This is a genomic window from Bacteroides bouchesdurhonensis (assembly GCF_900155865.1).
Classification (GTDB): Bacteria; Bacteroidota; Bacteroidia; order Bacteroidales; family Bacteroidaceae; genus Bacteroides; species Bacteroides bouchesdurhonensis.
In genome coordinates this window covers 2,672,888-2,699,017 of record NZ_LT707006.1, presented here as the reverse complement: position 1 = coordinate 2,699,017, position 26,130 = coordinate 2,672,888, and the positions used below count along the sequence as shown (strand labels likewise).

General features: G+C 40.6%; 31 protein-coding genes. 17 read left to right on the top strand and 14 right to left on the bottom strand.

Annotated features, from left to right (window positions below):
• The first annotated feature begins 3 nt into the window (after window positions 1-3).
• Window positions 4-696, top strand: coding sequence for a HesA/MoeB/ThiF family protein (locus CZ225_RS11270; protein ID WP_077154120.1), 693 nt, complete (start codon window positions 4-6; stop codon window positions 694-696).
• A 61-nt stretch (window positions 697-757) separates the two neighbouring features.
• Window positions 758-1,366, top strand: a complete 609-nt coding sequence (locus tag CZ225_RS11265; protein ID WP_077154119.1) for a thiamine phosphate synthase — start codon at window positions 758-760, stop codon at window positions 1,364-1,366.
• A gap of 79 nt (window positions 1,367-1,445) precedes the next feature.
• On the opposite strand, the gene CZ225_RS11260 is transcribed toward CZ225_RS11265, so the two are convergent.
• A complete protein-coding gene (locus CZ225_RS11260; protein WP_077154118.1) occupies window positions 1,446-1,961 on the bottom strand; it encodes an outer membrane beta-barrel protein in 516 nt (171 codons plus the stop codon).
• Window positions 1,962-2,371: 410 nt separating this feature from the next.
• On the opposite strand from CZ225_RS11260, the gene CZ225_RS11255 reads away from it, so the two are divergent.
• The 4 genes from CZ225_RS11255 (at window position 2,372) to CZ225_RS24345 (ending at window position 5,275) form a co-directional block, all read left to right on the top strand.
• On the top strand, window positions 2,372-3,241 hold the full coding sequence (locus tag CZ225_RS11255; protein ID WP_234983042.1) for an ISAs1 family transposase: 870 nt from the start codon (window positions 2,372-2,374) through the stop codon (window positions 3,239-3,241).
• A gap of 178 nt (window positions 3,242-3,419) precedes the next feature.
• Complete coding sequence (locus tag CZ225_RS11250; protein ID WP_077154117.1) at window positions 3,420-3,710, top strand: NVEALA domain-containing protein; 291 nt, start codon at window positions 3,420-3,422, stop codon at window positions 3,708-3,710.
• A gap of 63 nt (window positions 3,711-3,773) precedes the next feature.
• Window positions 3,774-4,880 carry a 6-bladed beta-propeller gene (locus CZ225_RS11245; protein ID WP_077154116.1) on the top strand — a complete coding sequence of 369 codons (1,107 nt, stop codon included), beginning with the start codon at window positions 3,774-3,776 and terminating at the stop codon, window positions 4,878-4,880.
• Between the two features lie 239 nt (window positions 4,881-5,119).
• Window positions 5,120-5,275, top strand: a complete 156-nt coding sequence (locus CZ225_RS24345; protein ID WP_234983041.1) for a hypothetical protein — start codon at window positions 5,120-5,122, stop codon at window positions 5,273-5,275.
• 196 nt (window positions 5,276-5,471) lie between these two features.
• Here the strand turns inward: CZ225_RS24345 and CZ225_RS22980 are convergent, their stop codons facing one another.
• The 4 genes from CZ225_RS22980 to CZ225_RS11225 form a co-directional block, all read right to left on the bottom strand.
• Window positions 5,472-5,657: a hypothetical protein gene (locus tag CZ225_RS22980; RefSeq protein WP_234983040.1), complete on the bottom strand. Its 186-nt coding sequence runs from the start codon at window positions 5,655-5,657 to the stop codon at window positions 5,472-5,474.
• A 158-nt stretch (window positions 5,658-5,815) separates the two neighbouring features.
• Window positions 5,816-6,037 carry a hypothetical protein gene (locus tag CZ225_RS24340; RefSeq protein WP_234983039.1) on the bottom strand — a complete coding sequence of 74 codons (222 nt, stop codon included), beginning with the start codon at window positions 6,035-6,037 and terminating at the stop codon, window positions 5,816-5,818.
• Window positions 6,038-6,288: 251 nt separating this feature from the next.
• Window positions 6,289-6,999, bottom strand: a complete 711-nt coding sequence (locus CZ225_RS24335) for an ISAs1 family transposase (protein ID WP_234983038.1) — start codon at window positions 6,997-6,999, stop codon at window positions 6,289-6,291.
• A gap of 833 nt (window positions 7,000-7,832) precedes the next feature.
• On the bottom strand, window positions 7,833-8,288 hold the full coding sequence (locus tag CZ225_RS11225) for a helix-turn-helix domain-containing protein (RefSeq protein WP_077154115.1): 456 nt from the start codon (window positions 8,286-8,288) through the stop codon (window positions 7,833-7,835).
• Between the two features lie 145 nt (window positions 8,289-8,433).
• Between CZ225_RS11225 and CZ225_RS11220 the strand changes: the two genes are divergently transcribed.
• The 6 genes from CZ225_RS11220 to CZ225_RS11195 all read left to right on the top strand — a co-directional run bounded on the left by CZ225_RS11220 (window position 8,434) and on the right by CZ225_RS11195 (window position 14,664).
• Window positions 8,434-8,625: a hypothetical protein gene (locus tag CZ225_RS11220; RefSeq protein ID WP_013613740.1), complete on the top strand. Its 192-nt coding sequence runs from the start codon at window positions 8,434-8,436 to the stop codon at window positions 8,623-8,625.
• 18 nt (window positions 8,626-8,643) lie between these two features.
• Entirely contained in the window at window positions 8,644-8,928 is a 285-nt protein-coding gene (locus CZ225_RS11215) for a hypothetical protein (RefSeq protein WP_013613741.1), read from the top strand.
• A gap of 173 nt (window positions 8,929-9,101) precedes the next feature.
• The gene (locus tag CZ225_RS11210) at window positions 9,102-9,305 is read left to right on the top strand and encodes a hypothetical protein (RefSeq protein ID WP_077154114.1); all 204 of its coding nucleotides are present in this window, start codon (window positions 9,102-9,104) and stop codon (window positions 9,303-9,305) included.
• Window positions 9,302-12,529 carry a DNA primase gene (gene dnaG, locus CZ225_RS11205; protein WP_077154113.1) on the top strand — a complete coding sequence of 1,076 codons (3,228 nt, stop codon included), beginning with the start codon at window positions 9,302-9,304 and terminating at the stop codon, window positions 12,527-12,529. Before CZ225_RS11210 ends, dnaG begins: the two co-directional genes overlap by 4 nt.
• A 158-nt stretch (window positions 12,530-12,687) precedes the next feature.
• Window positions 12,688-13,959 carry an AAA family ATPase gene (locus tag CZ225_RS11200; RefSeq protein WP_077155793.1) on the top strand — a complete coding sequence of 424 codons (1,272 nt, stop codon included), beginning with the start codon at window positions 12,688-12,690 and terminating at the stop codon, window positions 13,957-13,959.
• Between the two features lie 12 nt (window positions 13,960-13,971).
• Window positions 13,972-14,664, top strand: coding sequence for an RloB family protein (locus CZ225_RS11195; RefSeq protein ID WP_077154112.1), 693 nt, complete (start codon window positions 13,972-13,974; stop codon window positions 14,662-14,664).
• A 133-nt stretch (window positions 14,665-14,797) separates the two neighbouring features.
• Here the strand turns inward: CZ225_RS11195 and CZ225_RS11190 are convergent, their stop codons facing one another.
• A complete protein-coding gene (locus CZ225_RS11190) occupies window positions 14,798-15,289 on the bottom strand; it encodes an SLOG family protein (RefSeq protein ID WP_077155792.1) in 492 nt (163 codons plus the stop codon).
• Between the two features lie 2 nt (window positions 15,290-15,291).
• Window positions 15,292-15,855, bottom strand: a complete 564-nt coding sequence (locus tag CZ225_RS11185) for a ribonucleotide-diphosphate reductase subunit alpha (RefSeq protein WP_077154111.1) — start codon at window positions 15,853-15,855, stop codon at window positions 15,292-15,294.
• 750 nt (window positions 15,856-16,605) lie between these two features.
• Between CZ225_RS11185 and CZ225_RS11175 the strand changes: the two genes are divergently transcribed.
• On the top strand, window positions 16,606-16,851 hold the full coding sequence (locus tag CZ225_RS11175) for a MerR family transcriptional regulator (RefSeq protein ID WP_077154109.1): 246 nt from the start codon (window positions 16,606-16,608) through the stop codon (window positions 16,849-16,851).
• Here the strand turns inward: CZ225_RS11175 and CZ225_RS11170 are convergent.
• The 7 genes from CZ225_RS11170 to istA form a co-directional block, all read right to left on the bottom strand.
• Entirely contained in the window at window positions 16,844-17,275 is a 432-nt protein-coding gene (locus tag CZ225_RS11170; RefSeq protein ID WP_234983037.1) for a hypothetical protein, read from the bottom strand. The genes CZ225_RS11175 and CZ225_RS11170 overlap by 8 nt on opposite strands.
• A 43-nt stretch (window positions 17,276-17,318) precedes the next feature.
• Entirely contained in the window at window positions 17,319-17,681 is a 363-nt protein-coding gene (locus CZ225_RS11165) for a hypothetical protein (protein WP_077155790.1), read from the bottom strand.
• Between the two features lie 57 nt (window positions 17,682-17,738).
• Window positions 17,739-18,101, bottom strand: a complete 363-nt coding sequence (locus CZ225_RS11160) for a hypothetical protein (RefSeq protein ID WP_077154108.1) — start codon at window positions 18,099-18,101, stop codon at window positions 17,739-17,741.
• Window position 18,102: 1 nt separating this feature from the next.
• The gene (locus tag CZ225_RS11155; RefSeq protein WP_077154107.1) at window positions 18,103-18,270 is read right to left on the bottom strand and encodes a glyoxalase; all 168 of its coding nucleotides are present in this window, start codon (window positions 18,268-18,270) and stop codon (window positions 18,103-18,105) included.
• Between the two features lie 4 nt (window positions 18,271-18,274).
• Window positions 18,275-18,583 (bottom strand): sulfide:quinone reductase, encoded by a 309-nt coding sequence (locus CZ225_RS11150; protein WP_077154106.1) that lies wholly within the window; start codon window positions 18,581-18,583, stop codon window positions 18,275-18,277.
• A 448-nt stretch (window positions 18,584-19,031) separates the two neighbouring features.
• Window positions 19,032-19,823, bottom strand: coding sequence for an IS21-like element helper ATPase IstB (istB, locus tag CZ225_RS11145; RefSeq protein WP_077152941.1), 792 nt, complete (start codon window positions 19,821-19,823; stop codon window positions 19,032-19,034).
• A complete protein-coding gene (istA, locus tag CZ225_RS11140) occupies window positions 19,820-21,385 on the bottom strand; it encodes an IS21 family transposase (RefSeq protein ID WP_077155672.1) in 1,566 nt (521 codons plus the stop codon). The genes istB and istA overlap by 4 nt, the downstream gene beginning before the upstream one ends.
• A 947-nt stretch (window positions 21,386-22,332) precedes the next feature.
• On the opposite strand from istA, the gene CZ225_RS11135 reads away from it, so the two are divergent.
• The 4 genes from CZ225_RS11135 to CZ225_RS11120 are packed head-to-tail and all read left to right on the top strand — an operon-like array spanning window position 22,333 to window position 26,128.
• Window positions 22,333-23,073: a UpxY family transcription antiterminator gene (locus CZ225_RS11135; RefSeq protein ID WP_077154105.1), complete on the top strand. Its 741-nt coding sequence runs from the start codon at window positions 22,333-22,335 to the stop codon at window positions 23,071-23,073.
• A 25-nt stretch (window positions 23,074-23,098) separates the two neighbouring features.
• Window positions 23,099-24,280, top strand: coding sequence for a hypothetical protein (locus tag CZ225_RS11130; protein ID WP_077154104.1), 1,182 nt, complete (start codon window positions 23,099-23,101; stop codon window positions 24,278-24,280).
• Between the two features lies 1 nt (window position 24,281).
• Window positions 24,282-24,698: a hypothetical protein gene (locus tag CZ225_RS11125; protein WP_077154103.1), complete on the top strand. Its 417-nt coding sequence runs from the start codon at window positions 24,282-24,284 to the stop codon at window positions 24,696-24,698.
• A gap of 11 nt (window positions 24,699-24,709) precedes the next feature.
• Window positions 24,710-26,128 (top strand): hypothetical protein, encoded by a 1,419-nt coding sequence (locus CZ225_RS11120; protein ID WP_077154102.1) that lies wholly within the window; start codon window positions 24,710-24,712, stop codon window positions 26,126-26,128.
• Window positions 26,129-26,130: the final 2 nt, after the last annotated feature.

Genomic DNA, 26,130 nt, shown 5'->3' with positions numbered 1-26,130 from the left:
CTTATGCGATACAACAGACAAGTCATGCTTCCTGAAATTGGAGAAGCAGGTCAAGCCAAACTGAAAGAAGCAAAAGTCCTCATTGTAGGCGTGGGAGGGTTAGGCTCTCCCATCGCTCTCTATTTAGCTGGAGCAGGTGTTGGCACTATCGGGCTGATAGATGATGATAAGGTAAGTATCAGCAATTTACAACGTCAGATATTGTATACCGAAGCTGATATCGACCGTCCCAAAGCAGTTTGTGCCGCAGAAAAACTTTCTTCTCTCAATAGTGAAATTCGCCTTCATTCTTATCCTACACAACTTAGTATCGATAATGCACTCGAACTCATTAAGAACTATGATATAATAGTAGATGGTTGTGATAATTTTACTACTCGATATCTCATGAATGATACGTGTATCACATTAGGAAAAACATATGTTTATGGAGCAATATGCGGATTTGAAGGACAAGTTTCTGTTTTTAACGAAGGAGAGAACAGGAAAAGCTATCGCGACCTATATCCTGATGAGGAAGAAATGAAACGCATGCCTTCTCCTTTCAAAGGTGTCGTAGGAATTACACCTGCTGTAGTGGGAAGTATTGAAGCAACCGAAGTTTTGAAAGTAATCTGTGGATTTGGTGATACCTTGTCAGGTAAATTATGGACAATTGATCTGCGGACATTACAAACTAACATATTTTCACTATAAACGTTGGTTTCTGAAGTACCTAATCACTAACTTTGCTAAACTTTACAGTTTAACAAAAGAAATGAAATTAATTGTAGTTACTCCCCCTACTTTCTTCGTTGAAGAAGATAAGATTATTACCGCTCTTTTTGAAGAGGGACTGGATATTCTACATCTTAGAAAACCGGAAACTCCGGCTATGTATTCAGAACGCTTATTGACACTTATTCCTGAGAAATATCACCGACGCATCGTTACACATGAACATTTTTATCTTAAAGAAGAATATAATCTAATGGGAATTCACTTAAATGCCCGCAACCCAAATGAACCACATGATTATGATGGTCACGTCAGTTGCTCGTGTCATTCTGTGGAAGAAGTGAAAAATAAAAAACATTTTTACGATTATGTGTTTATGAGTCCCATTTATGACAGTATTTCCAAAGTGAATTACTATTCCACCTATACGGCAGAAGAACTACGCGAAGCACAGAAAGCAAAAGTAATTGATTCCAAAGTGATAGCACTGGGAGGGATCAACGCTGATAATCTATTAGAAATAAAGGATTTTGGATTTGGTGGTGCTGCTATATTAGGAGATTTATGGAACAGATTCGACGCTTGTTCAGATCAGGATTATCTAGCAGTTATTAGGCATTTCAAAAAGTTGAAAAAGCTAGCTGACTGAGAAATATAAAAGTTAGATATAAACTAAAAAGAAGGTATCCATGTCGGACACCTTCTTTCCTATCTTTATTATTTATAGTTTAGAACTCGTAGTGGAAACCGATGGAAAGATCTTCACTAGTAAGCTGAAGTCCGAAAGCATCTCCGTCAGAACGCATGTTTCTTTGATATCCTAAAAAGCCGTATTTAGCAATAAAAGAAAAATGATCATTCAGTTTAACGGCAATCCCCGGTCTTAAACCAATCTGACCGTATTTAGTAGTATCACTGTCCTTCATTTTGTTGAAACCAATTGCAGCGGTTCCATCCAAGAATAAACGTACAATATCGTTCTGGTAGTATGACCAACGAATATAAGGAGCCACAGCAAATGAATTAATATATGCTCCTTTCAAATAATCGTGTGAATAACCTAACTCAGCTCCCAACGCCCATTTCTCATTAAAGTTGTAACCAATTTCTGGAGCAATCATGAAAGATGTAGAGTTTTCAGTGCTTGCACGCCAAATACTAAAAGATCCACCAACATAAACTCCCTGTGCTTTTACAGCCAAAGTGGCTAATAATACAACTAATACTAATAATCCTTTTTTCATCTCATTTTTATTTTAGTTAAACAAATAAACCCCATATAAATATGGGGCTGTTTTCGAGCTACAAAAGTATACCTCTTTTTTTAATGAAACAAATTTTTTGTTAGTTTTTTATAATTAGAGGCACGGCTTTTTCATTTAAGAAAAATTGTTCATCGCTTGTTATTGCAGTAAAAATCCTTATATTCGCGCACAGCGATGCTGAAACACCGCCTTAGGTGTTTCTTCTTATCGTTCATTTTTATTTTTTTTATAGGCGGAATTCAATAAAATATGATGTTGATATTGTTTTCCGCCTTTGTTTTTGCGATAGCAAAAATACGGTTTATTCCCCCCTGATATACAATTTTTTACACATAATATTACTAAAGAAGAAACACCTTGACTGTCTTCGTGGCAGCATCCTGACTCATTTGAGAAAATTTGTATCCTCAGTCCCTGAATACCGCAGAACAAGCCAGGGAAACTTCAAACATAAACTTGAAGACATACTCATGCTTGTCATATTGGGGAGACTCAGCAAGTGTATTACCAGAGCTGAAATACTTCAATTTGGCAAACGTCACTTGAAACGCCTGCAGGCGAAAGGACTATTTCCGCATGGGTTACCCTCGGAAGCTACGCTTTGCCGTGTGTTTCAATGCATAGACGATGAAAAAATGGCTGAGCGAATGTCTGCTTTTGCAGACGTTTTCCGCAAGGAAATATCCTCTTCGTCAACTGACATCATTTGTATTGATGGCAAGGTCATGCGAGGTACCTTGTACGACAACGGTCGTAACCCTGATATCGTTTCTGCATACTCACATCGTTCGGGCTTCACTTTGGCTACTGATGTTTGCAAGGAGAAAAGTAATGAAATCAAATCCGTGCCCCGGTTATTGGACAAACCAGACGTGTCAGGATGTGTAGTCACAGCAGATGCCATGTCATTCCAAAAGGCAATAATAGACAAGATTAGAGAGAAAGGAGCAGACTTCGTAATCGAACTCAAGGCGAATCAAAGATCTTTGCGCTATGGGCTCGAAGACTCTATAAAGACCGCCACCCCGACTGATGTCTACAAGGAAGGTCCATACTTGGAACACGGCAGAATTGAGTCAAGGATATGCCGTATATACCGTGGGGAAGAACTTATTGTCGACAAGGATAAATGGAATGGCAATTTGACAGTCATAGAAACGCATTTCCAAATATATTTTATTATTTACTTATTCTTGCTTGCAAATTCAACACTTTTGTTATACATTTGTAAATGTGATTGTTTTATTGCAAAATTATAACTTGTTTTTTTGTATATGATATAACACACTAACATTTAAGTTATTCTTAACTTAATACAATAAAGAAAAGGAGATGTATTAAAAAGGGATAATACACAAATGTATTAAATGAAAGATTGGATAAACCGATTTTTATCAAATTATTAGAAATATCATTTAACATAAAAAACAAATACTTATGAAATTAAAAATTATAACAATTAGCATTATTTTATTATGTACTATTGCAGTAGTAACCCATTACAATCAAAAAGTTAATAAAAAAATGCTCACCAATTTATCACTAGCAAATATAGAAGCCTTGGCAAGCTTTGATGAAAGCACAAACCAGAAAGGTTTACCCACATCTAAAGAAATTACAAAATATTTTTACAATGATCAAGGAAGATTGATTAGAACAGAAAAATTCAAACAATCATGTTGTGCTAATGGGAGCTTAGACTGCACTAATCCTCTATGTGAGAATTAATATTCACAAAAAATTAAGACTTTCTTGCACTACTGAGTAGTGCAAGAATACAATATAACTAAGATGAAAGCAATTATAAACCTCCTATTTGTTTTTATGGTTTGCATAATAAGTGCTTGTAATAACCATTCAAATATAATAAAACAAGTTTCTCCGGTTTATTCTTTTAAAATAAACGCAGACAAAGTATCAAAACTTAATTTACAAGATATAGCGGACCTCGATAGGATAATACCTTTGGAAACAAAAGACGAATGCTTAATAACTTCTATCGGAAAAGTACTCTTAACTGATTCATCCCTTATTGTATGGGATAAAGGTTCCAATAACGTTTTAATTTTCGATAACATAGGTCAATACCAACGTTCGATAGGAAGTAAAGGTCCTTCTCCTGAAGAATATATCAATATTGGAGATATTCAGATAAATAATGACACCATCTGTATATTAGATGTAGCAACTCGAAGGATAATAAAATACGATATCTATGGAAAATTTATTTCCTCAATTCAATCAAAATATTATTTATATACATTTAATATGGTGCCAGAAGGTTGTTGGGGAATTAATGCACATCAAAACGAAGATCATTACAATTTAATACTATTAGATAAAAATCTTCAAAAAATAAAGCAAGGATGTTTTAGAAGTGATAAAGTTCTTCCCTTACTCCCTACTAATAATTTCTCTAAAAATGAAAAAAATAATGAATCAATATTTCATTATCAATATAATGATACTATTTATAAAATACAGAAAGATAGCATTACTCCATTTATTGCGCTAGATTTTGGTAAAAACAAAGAATCAGAAGACATAAACACAGATAATTATAAAGGACACATCCACAATGTTCACCTTTATGGAGATCATTTATTCTTTTCTTTTAACCATGCTTCTAGTAACAATATGCCTTATGAAGGATATAATTGCTATATCTCATTAAAAAACTCAAAGATGAAAATTTATACTTTTGATGTTGTTCATGATGAAAAAACGATAGTTTCACCATTACCTGAAATCATAAATATTTCGAAAGGAAAACTTATATACCAAATTGTACCAAGCGAATTACCCGATAACATCTTCAACAAATTAAGAGAAACTTCTTTCGAAGTTGTAAATAGTGAGTCAAATCCTATACTAATATTATATAATTTAAAAGAATAGTAGTCATTAAATAAAAACCTAACAAGAGAGCATTTATAATTGAAATAAAAGTATAATCGTGAGTCTGACTAAAAAAAGAAATTTTTATAACTATTTCCTCTACAAACACCTATACAGAAGTAAAAATCAGTTTTTCAACTTTTTTAGAGCCTGTTTAAATTTTATTCAATAGCATCCTAATAGCTGCTAGTTTTACCATTTCTTCTGCCGAATCAAATGTCAATTCATAACTGGGTATTATGGATAGTCAAAGTGTACGTTGGGGTAATAATAATCGTTCTCTCAGCGGCATTGATGGGAATAAGAAAATAAAAGGAGTTAAACGTCATGTAGTAGTTGCTAAGAATTGTTTCCTACTAACTGTGATGGTCACAATAGCCTGCCATAATTATTAGAAAGGTATCTCAGAGAGCTTTGTTGCAATATCAAAATCATACTAGCTGATGCTGGTTATCGTGGGGAAATAGCAGACAAAATAAAAACAGTTTTCGGATATATCCTTGAAGTTGTGGTAAGCGGAGATAAGGTTAATGTCTTTAAACCAATTGGAAAAAGATGGATGGTGGAAAGGACATTTGCATGGTTTGACAACTAGAGAAGACTCTGCCGAAAGTTAGCTTCTGCTTTTTGTCCCATTTGGACACGCACCTTTTCTCGTAAGTTATTCAATAACAAATCAAATTCACCCAAAGAGCACCATTTGCGATAATAATAGTAAACCAACTCCCACGGAGCATAATCAGAAGGAAGCATACGCCGTTGGCACCCTGTTTTCACTAGCTAAAAGATTGCATTCCATATCTCACGTAAACACGGCTTTTTCATTTAAACTTTGATTTATGGATACAATCCCCCTACCCATGCCAATACGGCATGGGTGCTGATCTTGTTATTGATAATCAACAAATTACGAATATATCAAATCTAAAATTCTCTCATTTTTGAGCCAGAAAATGTAACACCTTAGTGAAGCTTACCGATAGCTCCCTTATTATCTCAGCCGTGCCTTTTCGCTTATCTGATATTTTTTTCCTTCTGTTCTTCCAAACAGCAATCAGTGCCAAGACCATCCTTTGAATTGCCAAGTTCCTAGCCGCCCGTTCGGCTTTACGTTTTATGCTGTCCTGCCGGAGGTTGCGGTCAAGTTCCCAGTGCATGCTTTCAATAGCCCAATGCTGTTTGGTTATCTGACTAAGCCGCTCTGCTGCTATCCAGGCTTGAAATGTACAGTCGCTGTTCAGATGCAGTCTTACTATCAGGCTTTTTTTCTGTAGATGTGAGTATTTCTATGACTGTCAAATTGCCATTCCATTTTTCCTTGTCGACAATAAGTTCTTCCCCACGGTATATGCGGCATATCCTTGACTCAATCCTGCCGTGTTCCAAGTATGGGCCTTCCTTGTAGACATCAGTCGGGGTGGCGGTTGGCCAACTTCGACTCTTCACGTACCTCGTCGAAATCTTCCTTGTAGACATCAGTCGGGGTGGCGGTCTTTATAGAGTCTTCAAGTCCATAGCGCAAAGATCTTTGATTCGCCTTGAGTTCGATCACGAAGTCTGCTCCTTTCTCTCTAATCTTGTCTATTATTACCTTTTGGAATGACATGGCATCTGCGGTGATTACACATCCTGACACGTCTAGTTTGTCCAATAACCGGGGCACGGATTTGATTTCATTACTTTTCTCCTTGCAAACATCAGTAGCCAAAGTAAAGCCCGAACCAAGTGAATATGCAGATACGATATCAGGGTTACGTCCGTTTTCGTACAAGGTACCTCGCATGGTCTTGCCATCAATACAAATGATATCAGTTGACGAAGAGGATATTTCCTTGCGGAAAACGTCTGCAAAAGCAGACATTCGATCAGCCTTCTTTTCATCGTCTATGCTTTGAAACACACGGCAAAGCGTAGCTTCTGACGGTAAACCATACTGAAATAACCCTTTGACCTGCAGGCGTTTCAAGTGACGTTTGCCAAATTGAAGTATTTCAGCTCTGGTAATACACTTGCTGAGCCTTCCCAATATGACAAGCATGAGTATGCCTTCAAGTTTGTGTTTGAAGTTTCCCCTGCTTGTTCTGCGGTATTCAGGGACTGAGGATACAAATTCTCTCAAATGAGTCAGGATGCTGCCACGAAGACAGTCAAGGTGTCCCTTCTTTACAGTATTATGTGTAAAAAGTTGTATATCAATGAAATAAATCGTATTTTTGCTATCGCAAAAACAAAGGCGGAAGACAATATCAACACCATATCTTATTGAATTCCGCCTACAAAAAATTAAAAATGAACGATAAGAAGAAACACCTAAGGCGGTGCTTCAGCATCGTCGCGCACGAATATAAGGATTTTTACTGCAATAACAAGCGATGAACAATTTTTCTTAAATGAAAAAGCTGTGAATTAGAGGCTACAAGCGTATAATGCAAGTGTCATATAACTGCTTTTTAAAGCCCTTCCTGTTGCATTTCTTTAATCCCTAATTGATAATTTTATTCCTCTGGGTATTATACTTTTCAAAAAAGGACTTACTCTCAGAGCAAATCCTTTTCCTATTAATATTAAATACTATCAAAGCTAATCATCATTCTTCAATTGCTGCCTGCGCCGTTTCAATACAGATTTGATATTCAATTATTTCGGTTTTAGGTGTAAGCCTACAGTAAGCGAATATTTATCTAATATTGTTTTAACTGAGGGAGTTACCCCTCTATAGCTGCTTGCGCCTCATTAATATAAATCTAATACTCAGATACTTAAAAGCTCATTGTAAGCTATTTGTAAGCGAATATTGATTTAATATTGTTTTAACCTTTCTCTAAAGGCACTAATATGACAACATTCTTAATTTTCAGACCCCTACATATTAATATAGGGTTTCATTACACTACTTTTAGATGCTAAACCAACCTGCTCTTTATACATGTTAGTTATAATTGTATCCTTCCGTTATTGCCCCCTTTCTTTTAATAGTCTTATGATTTCGTCTTTATCATTCAAGTTGGAATCAAGACGGTTTATCTGCGTATTCAAATTATCAATCTGTTCTTTTAATAGCTTGATAATTTCTTTTTGAGATTCAACGACAGCCTGCTCTTTGGAAAGCTGTGTCGCAAGTTCATTATCACCAATAGCATTATGTGCATTACCGTTCAATGTGACAGCCGCAAGATATGCGGATATTTGATGTGACATCGAGCAGAACAGCGCAAAGAAATTATAATCCAAGGCTTGGCTCACTTTGACAAGTTTGCTGGTTTCCATTGTTTCCCGTTCAAGGATGCGATTGATATGCTGCTGGGGCACACCAATCCTGCGACCGAGTTCGGATTTACTAAGTCCAAGCTCGTTGCGGCGTTTGTCAATCGCTTGCCCAATATGCACCAATTTTATGTCTATATCCATAATAGAATCATCAATTATTAAAGATTAAATAGAAACTATCAAATAAATATTTGGCTATATAAACCTTTTTGTGTTACTTTGCGAGCATTAACACTCACCTTGCTGAGTGCAAAGTTAAACATTAAATATTAAACATCCAAAGATTATGGTAGAAAACTTGGAAAAAATCCGTCCTGCTCTCACCGCCCTCGAAGTTGGCGATGCCGTCGTGTTCCCTATCTCACGTCTGAAAAGCGTCCGTACCCAAGCCTCTGAACTGGGTGCTATCTTCAATCGCAGGTTCAAAACGAAAACCAACCGCGAGAACCAGACAATTACCGTTTCACGGATCTCTTAAAATCCAAAGTTATGTAGTATGGCATCATTTCAGTTTATGGATCACCTTATATCCTATGACACATTCATTAACGACCTTTCTGCCCGAATTGTCAGGTTGTTGAAATCAGACAACAATGACCCTGAGTTCATAAGCCAGCGCAAGGCTTATGAACTATTCGGGCGTAGAAATGTAGAGCGTTGGAAACAACAAGGGAAAGTGGTATCTTACAAACGTCCGGGAAAAGTTGAATATAGGACTGCCGACCTTCGGCTCCTTCAACGTACCACCCAGGATTATTTCAATAATTCCATTAAAAAGTAAAGAAAGAGTATAATGCGCCAAAGAAATAAACATTATTATGGCTACATTTTGAGCGACAATCATTTCAATAGGCAGTCATAGCAAAATTCTTCCATTGGGTCGCAAATAGTATTACAATCGGAATATGTTCGGTTTATAGACAAACCGGAATATTCATAATAAAATGTCTTTAGATGAAAGAATTAAGACCGACATGTAACCCAAACGGCGTTTATTCCGTCAAACAGACCTGTGCCGAATTGGGTATCAGCAACAAGACGCTGTACAAATACAAAGAGTGTGGTTATATCAGACCGATTAACCCCACTAATGTTTGCCGCCCTAAATACACCGGACAATCAATCATTGATTGCTGGGACATTGTGAGTAAGTTATGATTAGCGAGTCCACTATAAATAAAGTCAGGAATCTTCCCATCGAAAATGTCCTCAAACCATACGTTGAACTTTCAAAAAAGGGTTTGACGTTAATGGGCTTGTGCCCTTTCCATTCGGAACGGACAGCCTCATTTTCCGTGACTGCCCATAAGAATCTTTTCCACTGTTTCAGTTGTAACCGTGGCGGTGATGCCATTACCTTTATCATGGAAAAGGAGAACCTTTCTTTTGGGGAGGCTATAAAGTTCATAGCAAAGAACCACAATATCCCCATCGAGTACATAGATGAAGAACAAACGGATGAGCAGAGAGCCGAGACCAGACACAAGGAGTCTTTGTTCGTTATCTTGGATTGCGTCCAGAAATACTTCTTGGAGAATCTGAGAACAAACATGGGAGATGAAAGCCGGATGGCTCGTGATTACGCTTATGGCAGATGGACGGAAGAGTTCTGCTCCACAGCAGGAATAGGCTATGCTCCTAAAGACGGGCATGACTTCATTGATTATTGCCGTAATAAATCTCTCAATGAAGAAGCCTTGTTTGAATTGGGACTGTTCAAACGTGGCGAAGATGGTAGTGTGTATGCGATGTTTCGTCACCGTATCATGATTCCGATACGGAATAAATGGGGACGAATCATCGCTTACACAGCACGGTACATCGGTGAAAACAAGAATACTCCCAAATACATCAATTCGGCAACCAGTATTCTTTATTCCAAAGGGGAAACACTGTTCGGCATCGACCACGCCTATCGTCAACGTGACACGGATTATTATATTATCGTAGAAGGTGCGCCGGATGTGCTTCGAATGCAACAGGTTGGTTTTGACAATACAGTTGCCACCCTCGGTACATCATGGAGTGAAAGCCAGTTCGACCAACTGAAGCCATATACCTCCTCCTTATGTTTTATTCCTGATTCGGATGTAGCGGAAGGTAAAACCTTCGGGCCTGGATTTGAAGCGGTCATGACCAATGGGACCGCCGCCATACGAAAAGGCTTCTATGTAACCGTTCGGGAATTGCCGTTCGCCCAACACCCTGCTTCGGGCGAAAAAATGTTGAAGAACGATGCGGACAGCTACATCCGTTGTAGGGAAGATTACACATCGCTCAAAGAAAAGCATTTCATCGTATGGCTTGCCCAGAAACGTTTCTTGGTAGCCGGTTCGCTGATGGAAGAACGGAAGTATGTGGCAGAGATAGCCGACCTGCTCCGCTACATCAAAGACCAGTTGGTGTTTGACCAATGTATTGAGCAACTGGCGAAACTTCACGGCAAGGTAAAACTGTGGCGTGATGCTGTGGCGCAAGCCCGTGGAGAGGCGAAGAAGAAGAGTGAGAAAGTATCCTCCATGAATGACTTGCAACGTGAAGCGGAACTGTTGCGCCAATTCGGGTTGTTCATCCGGGAGAACTGCTACTACTCCACCGGAGAAGAGGAGGAAGATCCAGCCAGAATATCCAACTTCATCATGGATCCGCTATTCCACATCGAAGATGAAAGCAACGGTACTCGTATTTTTCGTATGCGGAATATGTACAACGTGTGCCGTGTCGTTGAACTGAAAGAGTCCGAATTATGTTCATTGAGCAACTTTCAACAAAAAGTCGGCTCGTTGGGCAATTATGTATGGCTTGCCAAGATTGACAAACTCAACCGTGTCAAAGAATACCTCTATTCAAAAACAGACACGGCGGAACGCATCCGGAAATTGGGTTGGAACGCAAATGAGGATTTCTTTGCTTTCGGTAACGGCATCTTGACTGACGGCACGTTCAGACCTGTCGATGACTTGGGGATTGTACGGGGCATCAATGGAAAAGCCTTCTACATCCCGGCAACCTCCAAAATCTATCTCCACAATCAGGAGATATTCCAGTTTGAACGATTAATGATTCATGAAAACAGAAACGGAGTAAGATTTTTTGATTTTGTATCAAGGCTGACGGATGTATTTGGAGAGAATGCAAGAATCGCTTTTTGCTACTTGTTATCGACTCTTTTCCGGGACATTGTCTTTCACCGTACCCGTCATTTCCCCATACTCAACCTGTTCGGTGAAAAAGGAACGGGTAAAACCACGTTGGCGACATCGCTCCAGTCGTTCTTTTTGCACGGTATCGACCCACCCAATTTGGGTGTAACATCGGTACCGGCCATGAACGACCGGGTATCTCAGGCTGTCAATACATTGGTGGTATTGGACGAATACAAAAACGACCTCGACATTCGTAAGATAGCCTACCTCAAAGGACTTTGGGGAGGTGGCGGACAGACAAAGAAGAACACCAATACGGATGGCATGGCCGCACAAACCATTGTCACCACAGGTGTAGCCCTTTGCGGACAGGACAAGCCCACCCAAGACATGGCACTCTACACCCGTGTCCTCTTCTTGGCTTTCTCAAAGACTTCGTTCAGCCAACAGGAGAAGCGGCAGTATGAGGATTTGGTTTCTACCTGCAATCTCGGTTTGACGCATCTGACCATTGAGATATTAAGCCATCGCGGGCTATTTGAGAAAAATTTCCCGGAAATCTACTCCATCACCAAACGTGAGCTGGCTACCAAACTGGAAAATGAAGTCATTCATGACCGTATTTTCGGTAACTGGGTCATCCCTTTGGCCACCTTTCGCACCTTGGAAACCGTCATTGATGTGCCGTTCAGTTATGCCGAACTGTTTGATACGGCCATTCGTGGAGTACGCAATCAAAATGAACTGGCACAAGAGAGTTCCGAAGTGGCAGACTTTTGGAATATGCTTCAGGGATTCCAGACATCAGGGAAATGCATCGAACAGGCACATTACCGTATCCGGTATTTGAAAGCATTTCGTCCTCTCTCAGCCAGAGAAGATATAGAGTTTCAGGAGGCACGTCCTATCCTCTATCTGAATACGGCAGCAGTGGCTTCATTGTTCAATAGCCGGAACATGAATACCACCGCCAATCGTTCCAACTGGTCTACTATCATATCCTATCTGAAATCGCACTCCTCTTTCTTGGGCTTGAAACAAGACCGTTTCACCATCCTGCTACCGAGCGGATTGCCGGACTATTCGTTTGAGTTGATTAATGGCGAACAAGTGAAGAAAGTAAAAGTCAACCGTCCCAAAGCCCTGTGTTTCGATTATCTCCAACTGAAAGACTCTTTTGGATTGGATTTGGAAACGGAAGTAGTGGCAGATACCCAAGATTCAGAAGACATGTAAAGGACATTATTGAAAATGCGCATTGATTTATTCAAAAAACGCTGTCGCTAACACTGGAAACTGAATAGCAGATGCTAATAAATGAGAAATATTCACGAAATATGATACCAAAACCGATTATATTCGCTACCTTTGTGCAAACGTTAAACCCGAATGCAATGTTAGTAAACTTCACTTTCCAGAATTTTCGTTCATTCAGAGACGAAAAAACGCTCAGTATGGAAGCTGGTTCAATCAAGGAATTGAAAGAGTCTGTTATCCAAAAGGAATCTTACCGCTTGTTGCCGACTGCCGTAATGTACGGTGCCAATTCGAGCGGAAAGAGCAATGTACTGCTGGCCTTGATGACCATGAGAAGTGTCTTGCTGGGCAGTGTCCGTCTGAACCCTACCGATGAATTATATTTTCAGCCTTTCAAGTTGGATTTGACCTCGGCCAATGCTCCGACTTCTTTTGAAATCCAATTCCTGCTGGACGATGTAAAATATCGGTATGGATTTGATTATGACAAGACACATATTTGTAAGGAGTGGCTGTATGAGAAGTGTGCCGGACAACGTGAGTTCAACCTGTTTCTGCGTGTGGACAATGAATTTGAAGTGTCCAAGACCCGTTTCCCGGAAGGACTGGGTAAAGAGGGAGCCACCCCCTCCAATCGTCTGTTCGTTTCATTGGTGGCTCAATTAAACGGTGCAAAATCCATGCGCATCTTGGACTGGTTCAATAGTTGCAATTACCTTTCAGGAATGGACAGCCAAGGATATGAAGGTTTCACTCTCCAAATGTTCAGCAACCGTTTGGAGGGATGCAAGCAGGCTTTGGAATTTTTCCATCATGCCCAACTCGGTTTTAACGAGCTGTTGGTTACTGAAAAGTCATTCTCTGATGAGAGTCTTTCCGGTAAGATGCAAATTCCTGAAGCGTTGCGTTCCAAGTTGGTGGAAGAACTGAAGGGTAAAAAGATAATGGAAGCCAAGACTACCCATAACATCTATGATGAACAAGGCAATGTAAGCGGAATCGGCACGTTTGACAAGGACGAGATGGAATCGGAAGGCACGAAAAAGGTTATCGAAATGTCCGGTCCCATTTTTGACACGCTCAGATTAGGCAAAGTGCTGATTGTCGATGAACTGGATGCCAAATTACATCCCCTTCTCACCCGTAGCATCCTTCAACTGTTTATGAACCCTGAGACTAACCCCCACGGTGCCCAGCTCATTTTTGCCACCCACGATACGAATCTGCTCAATCTTGCTTACCTGCGTCGTGATCAGATTTGGTTTACCGAGAAAGACAAGACTGAATCGTCCGACCTTTATTCCTTGCTTGAGTTCAAGGACGAAAACGGTACGAAAATCAGAAATGACCGAAGTGTGCAAAAGGATTATATCAACGGACGTTATGGAGCTATCCCTTTCCTGAATTAAAATGATATTATCATGGGATTATTACCGAAATATAAGATTGAAGAACTCAAACGTGAGAAACGGGAAGCCAAGGCAGCCAAGAAACGTAAGGAAAACACCCGTTTAAAAATTGTACGTTTCTTGATTGTCTGTGAAGGCTCACGTACCGAACCCAACTATTTTCAGGCATTGGTCAGAGACCGGTATTCGGAAGTCCGGGATGAAAAAATAGTAGGTGAAGGCAAATCGACCTGTGCACTCGTAAAACGGACACTCCAAATCAAGGATGAACTGGAGCGCAAGCGTCAGTTGCCATTCGACCGTGTCTGGGTGGTTTTTGACAAGGATGATTTTACGGACTTCAATGAAGCCATCAAGTTGGCCGCATCCTATTCGTTTCAAAGTGCATGGACGAATGAAGCTTTTGAACTTTGGTATTTCTTACATTTCCAATATCTGGATGCAGGCATCAGCCGACATGACTACATCGAAAAATTGCAAAGTGAAATACGGAAGCATCCCGGATATGAAAACTATGAATACAAGAAGAATGACGCATCTGTCTATAAGATGCTGACAACTATCGGTAATGAAGATTTGGCCAAACGGTATGCAGAACGGCTTCGCTCCTTCTTCGAAGGTGATGAAGACTATAAGGAACATAAGCCATGCACAACGGTTGATTTGCTTGTAATGGAATTGGAAAATCCGGAAAAGCTCCTATAATATCAAGGTATATCATCTGATTTTCAGATGAGTAAATTAAAGTGCGGTTCCTGCAATACAATTACAGGAGCCGCACTTTAATTTTCAAAAAGACATAAAACCGTTCGTTTATACGCTTATTTTCAACCCTCCGTCATCTATACAGGTTGACCACATCCATCCCTTTGTGCCGGGCTTCCCTACAAGTATAATATGTGCCACCTTGCGGATTGCCGTCAAAGTAGGCTATCACACCGCTTGTGTGCGCCAGCATATAGTCGTTTCTTCTGAGTAAGCATCCTTGATAATAGCGTTCACTCAAAACGATGACCTTATCCGCTTGGGCGATAAACTGCCTATATCTCCTTTGTTCAATGGCAGACCATCGGCTGGACTGCCCCTGAAAGGGAACGACTGCTATCAGCCGAATATTGGGCAGCTCCACTTTGAGGGAAAGGATTGTTTCAGCAGCCAACATATCAAACCCCAGAGCCATGCCGCAATAGAAATTGCGTTTGCCATGTTTGTAAGCATGAAAAATAGCTGTCCTTAGCCGTTCTCTCACCCTATCCATCTGGGACACCGGAATATTCCGATGCCCCGTAAAGGCTATGGACTCAGCCTTTTTCAGTTCAAGTGTTTCCATATTCATTTTACCTTATAATGGGTTCTTGCCAAGAAGATGCCGCCAATCACGTTCGCACCGAAACTTTCAAGTTGGTTGGCATAAGTGGCATAGCTGATGCCTCGTGAGATAACATCGTCAAAAGCGATGATAGTCTTGCCGTTAAACCATTCTTCATCAAACTCTATGATGTTCACCTTGCGGATTCCCTTCTCTAATTTCCGATTTTCGTGTATTGCCAACCGCTCACCGCACACCCTTACATGGTCGTAGCCATTGACAGCACCAGATAGTTCGCACACCCTTTCACAAAACGCTTTGTAACGGAGTTCGTTCTTCTGACGTGTCGATGCCGGAACCGGAACAAAAACGATGTCCCGACACAAATTGCCATATTGCGCCACCATACTTGATGCCGTCATTTGCGCCACCGTTTCAAAGGCTCTTCCATCCTTGAAGTCATAAACCATTTGCCTGTCGGCTATTTCCTTTTCACCCACGTTTCGGATGCGCTTGGGAAAATATTTGCAGAACCATGTCTGCGGCTTTTCCAACTGCTTTCTGATTGTATCGTCCATCTGTGCCATACATTCTGATTGTTTTTCCCTTTTGTCTGCAAGTTTTCAGCTTGCCCGAAGGGATATTTTTTGCTTTTCAGAATGCAGGCAGTCAATAAGGCAAATCAAGGAGTGGAAAATACGCTCAACTTGATTGAGGAAGATTTTGTACTACGGATTTGATGTTTGATGATGCCTGTGGCAACTTTGCAAAACAATATCCAGAGAGGCAAGATGAACAGATGGAACATGATACTTTCATTACCTTTCCATTCACGAACATCTGCTTGACAAAAACATTCCTCGGAATATAAAATGTACACATTTTGAGGTTGACAGCGTTGACAAGCCACAATCTACTGTGTGTCAACCATATCAATCTCCAAGCCTGCGTTGACAAACGTTGACAAGCGTTGACAAAATCAGGAGCCAATCAAAATATCGGAGCCAAGTGTTGACAAACCATGAGTTAGATTTCTTATTCTTTCTTTTCTTAGAAAGAAGGAATATATTGTATTACAAGGACTTTCACACAGCCTTCGTTACCTGATTTAAGGCTATCACCTTTGTCAACGCTGTCAACCCTGAAATATATGCCTTTTTCTATCCGGGAAAAACGCACAACCCTTTTTGTGCTTCATCTATGGAACAAATCACTACACGAAATGAATAGGTGTCCCTCAAATTCCTACAAAATCCCATGATTTTCCACATTTTCCCATGTTTAACCTCTTGTGGGAGCTATTCACCATCAGTATTTTTACAAGAAAAAAACGAATTATGGTGACACGGAGATTCATAAATGAGATAGAACCGGAACAGACTTATTCCATCAGTAGGGCAGCACGTTACCTTGGCGTTCATCGGTGTACAATCTATGCCTATATCAACCACCCGGTTTGCCCGCTACCTTTTATCAAAGTAACGGAAACAGGGAAACTCATGTTTAACGGAAGCGATTTGATTGCCTACAAAGCATCAGGTCTGCCCAAAAGGGGACGCAAGCGAAAGAACGGAATCAGTTAATTCCGTTCTTTGGAAGTGTTGCCCATACCGGTTTTCCGCTTATAGCTTCGGAGAGTTCACAAGCAAGCAGCCACGCTTCAGTGCGGATATTCTCCATATCTGTAACGGCTTGCAAATATCGGTCTGCAGTCAGTACTCCCGACTTTATCATCCATTCTTCGGCACAGATTTCAGGTTCGATGGCATCCACGAAAGAAACGATTTCGGAAACAAGGCTTTCCGTCTTATCGTCCGTTATCTCAGCGGTGAAACTGAAAGGCACACCGCTGAGTGTTTTCCGGTGAAAGTCAAAGTGGAGGTATTCTCCTTTGAACCTTACCGACACGTCCCAGCCATTCTTGGCTGCAACCGCATAAATCTTATCATCTATCATTCTTATATTGGGATTATTCGTTATCCGTTGGTTATCGAATGGTTTTGCCATATCCAAGTTGGGTACGGCAAAACCATGTCTGATTTTTTAGTTATCACTCCAGAGCTTTGATTGCATCAAGGAGCGTTTCTATCATCTTTTCCGCTTCCTCCATGTCATCCAGCACATCCCTCATGCGATAGGGTGCGCCATTCTTGCCGTGTCCGTTGCTGTCAAGCCACAGATAGGCTTCGCTATCCACGTCAAAACCTTCATAGTATTCCTCCATATCTGTAATCAGGCTGTCAAGGTGGTTGGCTTTCATTGTTGCCCTGAAAGAAAAATCCTGCCCAGCCGGAGTGTATTGGGAAAACTCAAATAGGGTCGAGCCTTTACTTTGCTTGGTGTCCGCATCTACTTTCCATCCCTTATCCTCGGCACACCGGACTATCTTTTCTATCAAATCCTTTCTTCTCATAATAAACAGGTATTGTGTCAGCCGTAACAAAAATGCTACGGCTGACGGGTTGTTACTCTACTTTTCAAGTTCTGCCAAAAAGCATTGAAGCCTTTGGTCATTCAAGTTCCTCAATGGGGTTGGCTGAAAGTTCGGTTGTTGCCGTACTTGAAGTTTGCCCAAGCCTTGTGATGTAAGGTCTAAACTCAGTTCCGACAACTCATTCAACGAGATATACCCATATTCATCCTCCATCAATCCGATGACGATGCCAAAGAGTATGGTGTCCCTGCCGTCCGCTTCGCCTTCAAGAATGAACCAGCGAACCGAACCGAGCGCGAAAATCGCACGACATACGGCATCCTTTCCCTTGCCGTCTTGGGAATAAAGCGGAAAGCCTTTCAAGGCTTCCTGTAGTTGGGTTGTCAATAATCTGCACATATCAATCAAATTCTATTTCGTCCTCATATACTTCTATCTCTGCGCCACTGCTGAACTGCACGATAAAGCCTCTTGCAGTTCGGGCGATGATTGTTCCCCTATGGTAGCCACGCCAAGGGGTGATTAACTCGCATTGCCGTCCGTATTCCGGGAAATCTGTATCATTCATAGCACTACTTGTTGAAATTAGGGTCATAAATCAAATCACTCTCAATCAGACAGGTGTACGCTTCCGATGCAAGCCGTGAAGCCCACTCGTTGCGGTCATCGTAAGTACCTTTCTGATAGTTGTATGCCAACTGGCGCATAAAACCGACAAACACCTTGAACATCTGCTGTTGCAGATAGCGGTGCGCTCTGGTCAGTTCCCTGCCGGTATTCTCGGCGGAACACATCCGTCCGTTCACGAAGTTGGCGAACTCTTTGGCAAAAGCCTTGTCTTGTTCGGAGATTGTCACTCCTGATAATTCCTGATAATCCATATTGTTACAATTTTAATTGATTGGTTTCAATTCTTTTCCCTTTTGTAAAGCTCCTTTAAGCTTCGTGGTCGGGTGAACCGTTTTTCGTGCAAGCTCCATACTGCGGACTAAAGGGAGAATAAGACAAGTGTGAGTTCAGAGAGTGCAGACGGAATACCCTAATTTTTGAGGCACGAGAAAATTTGTGGAAGGCTGCCGTCAAGCCCTCCGAACGAAAGTATTGGCATCACTTGGCGTTTCTCCAGTCCGCAGTACCTTTGCACGGATAAAACGTCATGACCACGATGTTCAAATGATTGTCAGAAAAAGCATGTTTTTATCCTTTCGGAGAAAAAGTCGGCTTTTGCTGTAATAAGCAAATTTTAAATCGTCATTTTTCGGTAAAGTTAAATCACCATTTAATAATTGAGACTACCAGTTTATACTATTGATTACATTTTAATGTTGGTCATCTTTGGCTGGGGGTACCCCCAGCCAAAGATGCGTCTTTTTCCTCTTCAAAAATGGATTTTCGGTTTCCCATGCGGTAGCTTTGCCCGGCGAGTTTTATGACCTCGCAGTGATATAACAGCCTGTCCAGAATTGCTGAAGCCAGCACTTCGTCATCCAGCGTTTTGGCCCATTCGGTGGGTGCCTTGTTCGTGGTAATTATCAGTGAGGCTTTCTCATGAAGCGTGTTGATCAGATTGAAGAATCCTGCGGCATCCTCTTTTTTCACCGGGAAGAGCATTATATCATCGATGGCCACCAGATCAGCTTTGAGCAGACGGTTGTATGCACTCATGGCCGAAGGCATCAGCGTTTTCATCTTGATGGTGTTTATGACATCCTCCATCGTGACCATGTAAGCCTTGTATCCTTGCCCCACAGCCTCGTACACGAGTCCTGCGGCGATAAAGGTCTTGCCTGTTCCGGAAGGTCCCATGAGTATCAGGTTGTAGTTCTGTTCGAGCCACCCCAGCCGGCGCAGTTCACGCAGTCTTGGTGCGGTTATACCTTGCGAGTAGTTGTGGTCGAAAAGGTCGAGGTCGTGTCTTGCCGGCAGAGCCGCCGCTTTCAGCCGCCGTTGGAAGTCCTTGCTGTCTCTTTCCTGAACCTCGCGGGAGAGCAGGTCATGCAGGAACTCGACATGGGTTTTTCCCTGCTCCTGCGCCAGATGAGCTTCAGATTCCAGCAGGCGTGGCAGGGCGTACAGGCGCAGACGCGAGCACAGGTTCTTGATTTGTTCGTTCGTTATCATACGAAAAGGGTGTTAAAGGTGGATATGTCTGTTTTCTCGGGGATCATGGCGGATGTGTCGGCTCCGGGAACCGGCCCGGTTTCCGTCCGGACCTCGATGGGGGCTTCTCCCTTACGGATCCTGAGGGTCTCGGCTACCTCCATCAGGCTGCATCCGTTGAAGACACCTGCCTTGAGGCACTCGGCAAAAGCTTCGGTAAGCGTGATGTCCGAGTATGCCGCGTGGCGCCGCACTATAAACTGGAGGTTGTCGCGGTAATTACGGGCCTTATGCACACGTAGTTGTGACAAATATGTATCAATCACCGTGCTTACGGGAAGTTCTTTGCGTACAAAAGCCTCATAATCGTCCAGCGGGGCTTCGCGGTCACGCCGGTGGGAGGTGTTGCTTACCAGACGTCCCTTATCTCCGCTTATTTTGTGAACGGCAAGGGTTTTGCCTGTCTCATGGCTGTAGATATATAGCCGGCCTTCCTTTTCTTCGATATAGACCAGTGTCTGATGGCCGCGGTAGGTGCCTGTGGGAACGCTGTAATAGTTGCCCCTGTAGGTTATCACGTTGTCCTTGCGCACGTGATGCGGCAAGAGGGTTTCGCAAGGGACTGTCGGAACTCCCTTATAAGGCGTGAGGTGTGCTTTCTCCGTCTCGAACTCCTCAGACGGGACACGACGTATGCCGTGGTGTTCCGTGCCGTTGGCCGTGCGTTCCAACCAGCCAAGGGCCTCCTTGTTGAGCAGGCCTATGTCAACCAACTCGCGGCCGCGAAGGAAGTTGTACTTCACATATTTGACGACGTTCTCTATCTTGCCTTTGCTCTGGGGATCGGATTTGCGACAGAACACGGGCTCAAAGCCATGTTCACGGACAAGAGTGCGGAAACCGCGGGTAAGCACCAGGTCACCAAGGTTTTCATTGACAAGAAACACCTTGTCCTGGTCATAAACTATTTTTCGGGGTACTCCCCCGAAGAACTCGAAAGCCAGTTCATGGGCATAAACCGCAAGAGCGGTGGTAAACGGTGTACGGCTAAAGAAGACGAACTTATACCTGCTGCGGCTCAGGCACATCGCAAAGAAATACACTTTTAAAGACTGTCCCGGAGGTGTCTTCATCCACCGTTCACCGAAGTCGCATTGGGCGTATTCGCCATAGGCCGTCTCGGGCTGTTTCTCATAGGGGCGGTAACCTTTCTCAACCTCCTTGGGAAGATCGTGCGTTAAACGCAACCGGTTGACGAAGTTGAAGACCGTTTTGGGAGTCACGCACGGAAGATCCGAAAAATGCTCCTTCAAGCGGTCATGGAGCTGCGGAGCGGACAAAAAAGGCCACTTGCGCAACTCATTGACTACATAAGATTCATAGCCGTCAAGTTTATGACCGTAATGACGGTCATAGCTCTGGCTGGAAATGAACTCTTCTTCTGTCATGGACAGATACTTGGCCACCGTTTGACGGTGGAGACCTAAGGATTGACCTATTTGGGTCTTGTTTAGGCCAGTTGAAAATAATTCTTTAACTTTGTACCACATCAGATACTTCTTTAATTGGGAAGTCTCGGTCATAGCATTGTAATTAGTAGTTAGCACCACAAAATTACAATGCTATTTTTTCTAATCATGTCGATTTTACTTTTCCGATTTTTGACGATACAAAGTTACCGATTACATTTGCAGACAAATATTCAAATCTAAACCTATTTCCCTAAGACTATTGCCATTGTGAGAACCTGCAAAATGGAACAAAGTGCAGTCTTGTAGGTTTTCTCTATGGCAATGGATTTGAGGCATCCTTCAGTTGCAAAGCCAATCAACTAAAACTTGCTCGGTGTCGCGGACATGGAACAAGTTAGTTGACGATATTTTCCAAATGGCTTATGACTTTCGGCATCGCATGAAATACGAATAATCGAAGAAATTTATAACTTAACGTATCAAACAATCCTAATTAAACCTTAAAAAATGCCCCACAAATGATTGCCATCGTTATTTTCTTTCCTTTTCTTTCTCTATTTTGAAATATTCTTCCGATATTTGCATTTGGACTATGTAAGTTTCAGATGTTGCTATTGAAGATGTACTCTTCTAAGGCCACAAATGAAACGCCTACGCCGAGCCAAGTGCAAATATTGCATGAAGCGGGCTATGGGTGGGATAATAATAGTCCATTACATATTTAAGGCGTTTACTAACGCTCTGTTTAAGACGAGTCGAATCTTGCAAATTCATAATTGTTGTCTTGAACTTAGCAACGGTAGATGTCCCGGGTGTGATTATATCAACCCCGTGGAGACCTTGTAAGCACGAATTGTACCTTTTCGGGCACAATGTTTTGTTCATACAGGTCTCTTAACGGCAAGACTATATTCATATCGGCGTGGGCTCTGACGTTGTCTGTTCAACAACAATAGGCAATGCAAGAGCCTCGACTCGTGGAACGGACAGCAGAACGATTCCACGCTTTTTTTATGTGCTATTAATTGAGTTCTGTCTAGAATAAAGTTAGCACCGATATGAATATCGATGAACTTGCATCTAAATATGCAAACACTCATGGAGGTGATATAGTTCCTCCCTGCACCGGACTTACCTCCGATGCCCTCCCCGAAGTTCTAAAGCTTACGATGGTGGAGAACTCAGATACAGGGGTGTCCACCAGAAATGCGCTGTCGGTAACCCACCCCTCATTACATTCCACCTCCCAAACAGACAATTCTCATTGGTACGCTCTACGTACCACTTACGGAAGAGAAAAGAAAGCATACGATTATATTATAAGTAAAGGTGGAACAGCCTTCTATCCTACACTTTTCACCGTTAAACTTGTAGATGGTAAACGTAAAACAGTAGAAGAATCGCGTATTCCCAACCTCTTCTTTACTTATGGCACAGAAGAAGAAATTAAGTCTTTTGTTTACGATAACGTAAACCTCCCTTATCTTCGTTTTTACTATCGTCACTTCCACATCGGCAATAAAGTCGAGAAGGAGCCACTGACTATCCCTGACAATCAGATAGAGAGTCTTCGCATAATCTGTAAAGCAGATGCGGATGATATCATTGTATCTACTGATGAGGTGCAAAAATTCCAAAAGGGACAAGCGGTTCGTATAGTTGAAGGGAAATTCAAGGGGGTAACAGGCATTGTGGCTCGTTATCAAGGACAGCAGCGAGTAGGAATAGTTATAGATGGTTTGCTAACTATGGCTACAGCATACATTCCTAATGCGTTTCTTGAAGTTGTAAAAGAGTAAAATATTTAAATAAGCCAACATAAAAATGAAAAAGTCAGTTATGATACGTGGTTCTATTATTGGCCTGAGTTGCATATACTTAATGATATGTTCTAGCTGTAAAAATCCACGCAGTGGTGAGTCGAAAGGTGAATATAATACCAAATGCATAGAAAAAGTAGAGATAGAACCTACTACATATAATTTCTACGTTGAAAACTCAGGTAGTGTAAAAGGTTATTTTAAAGGGAATGTAAATGATGCTGGTAATATCCTTAAAGAGTTTTATGATAGAATAGAGGAAAACAAAGGAAATGGCGATACTATTTCGCTGAACTATATCAATAATGAAACTATTCCACAAAAAAGTGACATAAATACATGGCTCAACCAGATTTACACAAATTGTAATTCAAGTTATTCAGATATAGATAAGGTCCTTGAGCAAATTCTATCGGGCACTAATGACAATACCGTAAATATTGTTCTTTCCGATTATTGTTTTGAAAGTAGGTTCGGAAATTTAGATAAAGCAAAATCAGAAATCACCAAGATTTTCACCAAAGGAATAAATAAATATAACGATTTATCTATTGCCATATATAAATACGAAGCGTCATTTGACGGGTATTATTTTCCTGGTAAGATAAAGTATAAAGGTAAACGACCACTTTATTTATGGATTTTTGGCCCTAGTAGAAAGGTTAAAGATGTGGTTAACTTGCCAGTAACATTAGAAAATGAAGCAAAAATGTTCTTGCAACCAATGGAAACATGTGCAACAAAGGTTGTTACAAACAATGCCCGAATGACTGATAAAGGTAAAGACATAATTGTTAAGCATTGGAAAGAAGACCGTTATGAAAACAAGCTGTACAAGGTTGATATAAAAGTAGATTTATCAAAGGTTATAATTTCTGACTTGGAAATTAAAGATGTTCAAAAATACACGATAGTACCTAATGATTACTATATTGATAATATAAAATCTGAAAGTAATGGACAGTATATCTATACAATTGCAACTAATCGACGACCTTTTGCATGTGATTTAACTATTGGCTATACAACAAAATTACCGAATTGGGTTATCACATCTAATTTTGAAAATAACTCACTTCCTAAAGATAGTACAACTTATGGTATAAAATCACTAATTGAGGGAGTAAACAATGCCTATCAAAATAAAGACAATAACATTTTTACAATTAATTTAAGTCTAAAATAATATGGAAGATTTATTTAACTCGATTTACTATTACACAAATGGCTTCTATAGTGTAGAACTTGATTCATATCTCTATGAAACCATACCAGGTTATCTGCACATAGGTGCTTTTATGCTTATTTGTTCTTTTGTGGTGTGTGCGATATTCTACTATGTTTTAGCTCCAGTGCGCAAGCAAACTATGTGGTGGTTTGTATATTCTGGCATAAATGCTATCATCAATTTTGTATTTGCATTATGGTACACGATGACACCATTAATTAACAATGAAGTTGACCCATCAGAAGAATGGTTATATTTGGATTGTACCATGTTTAGCTTCACTAATGTGATTTGGTCATTTATCTTCTTTGTGGTTGCATCACTAATCATAAAATGGGGTAGCACAGCAAAATATGTACCTTTTCAAAAATTTTAATATCATAATATATGAGTAAGCTCTATGTTTTTGCAATAGGCGGGTCGGGGTCGCGTGTTTTAAGATCGCTTACAATGCTTCTTTCTTCAGGTGTACATACCGATTACGAAATTGTCCCTATGATTGTCGATCCGGATCAATCAAACGGTGATTTGGTTCGCACTGTTGATATTATGCGCTCTTATGAAAATATTCATAATGCTCTTAGTTTTAACAATAATGAAAAAAATGAATTCTTCAAAAATCCAATAAGTGCTCTCAATAACGATGGCAATTATCTACTTCCATTGATTGGAACTTCGGGAATATCATTTGAAAATTATCTGAGTCTTAGCACTATGTCTTTAGAAAATCAAGCCATCATGAGAATGTTGTTTTCTAATGCAAATTTGGCTTCAGATATGAATGTCGGTTTTAAGGGTAATCCTAATATTGGCAGTATTGTACTTAACCAATTCACCGACTCAAAAGACTACAATACTTTCGCAACGAATTTTGTTAATGGCGACAAGGTATTTATTATCAGTTCGATATTTGGAGGAACAGGTGCAAGTGGTTTTCCTCTTTTGTTAAAGAATATGAGAACAAATTCCAATACTGCATTAGCAAACGCACCAATTGGAGCAGTTTCTCTTCTTCCATATTTTAATCTTAAAACAGACAAAAAGAGTTCAATCCAAGCAGATTCTTTCATTACAAAAGCAAAAGCGGCTTTAAACTATTATGAGAAAAATGTCACCGGTAATAACACTTTAGACGATATGTATTATTTAGGTGATGATTTTTCAGCTGCTGGTTACGATAATTGTGACGGTGGTGGTAATCAACAAAATAATGCTCATTTGGTAGAAATGCTTGCGGCTCTTTCTATTATTGATTTTGCCGGAAAACAATCTCAACAGAACACTGTGAAAAATACCAATTTTCATGAATTTGGTCTTGAAAGTGATTCACAAAGTGTTATGTTTGCTGACTTTGGAATTGAAACAAATAACATAATACGTAAGCCATTGTCTATGATGGCGATTTTAAATTCATATCTGAACAATCGTGATGCCTCACATCGTTCTTCACAGAAATGGGCAAAAGATAAGAGTTCTATCTTGGGGGATTCTTTTTGGAGATCTTCCAATTTCAGTACATACAACAAATATAAGCAATGCTTTGAAGAATGGCTTAATGAGATGAAAGAAAATCATATTTCTTTTGAACCATTTAGACCGGATAAGTCTTCTGTAGATGCTTTAGATATTGTTGTAGGTATTACACCTCACTATGGCTTTTTGTCAAAGAAAGGCTGTGACTATATAGACAAGAAGCTAAGTGATAACATTGGTAAAATCTCCGCTAATCTCAATCCACTACAATCTTTTCTTGAGCTATTCTATATTACGCTTAAGGAAATATGTGAAAACAAACTTAAATTGTAATT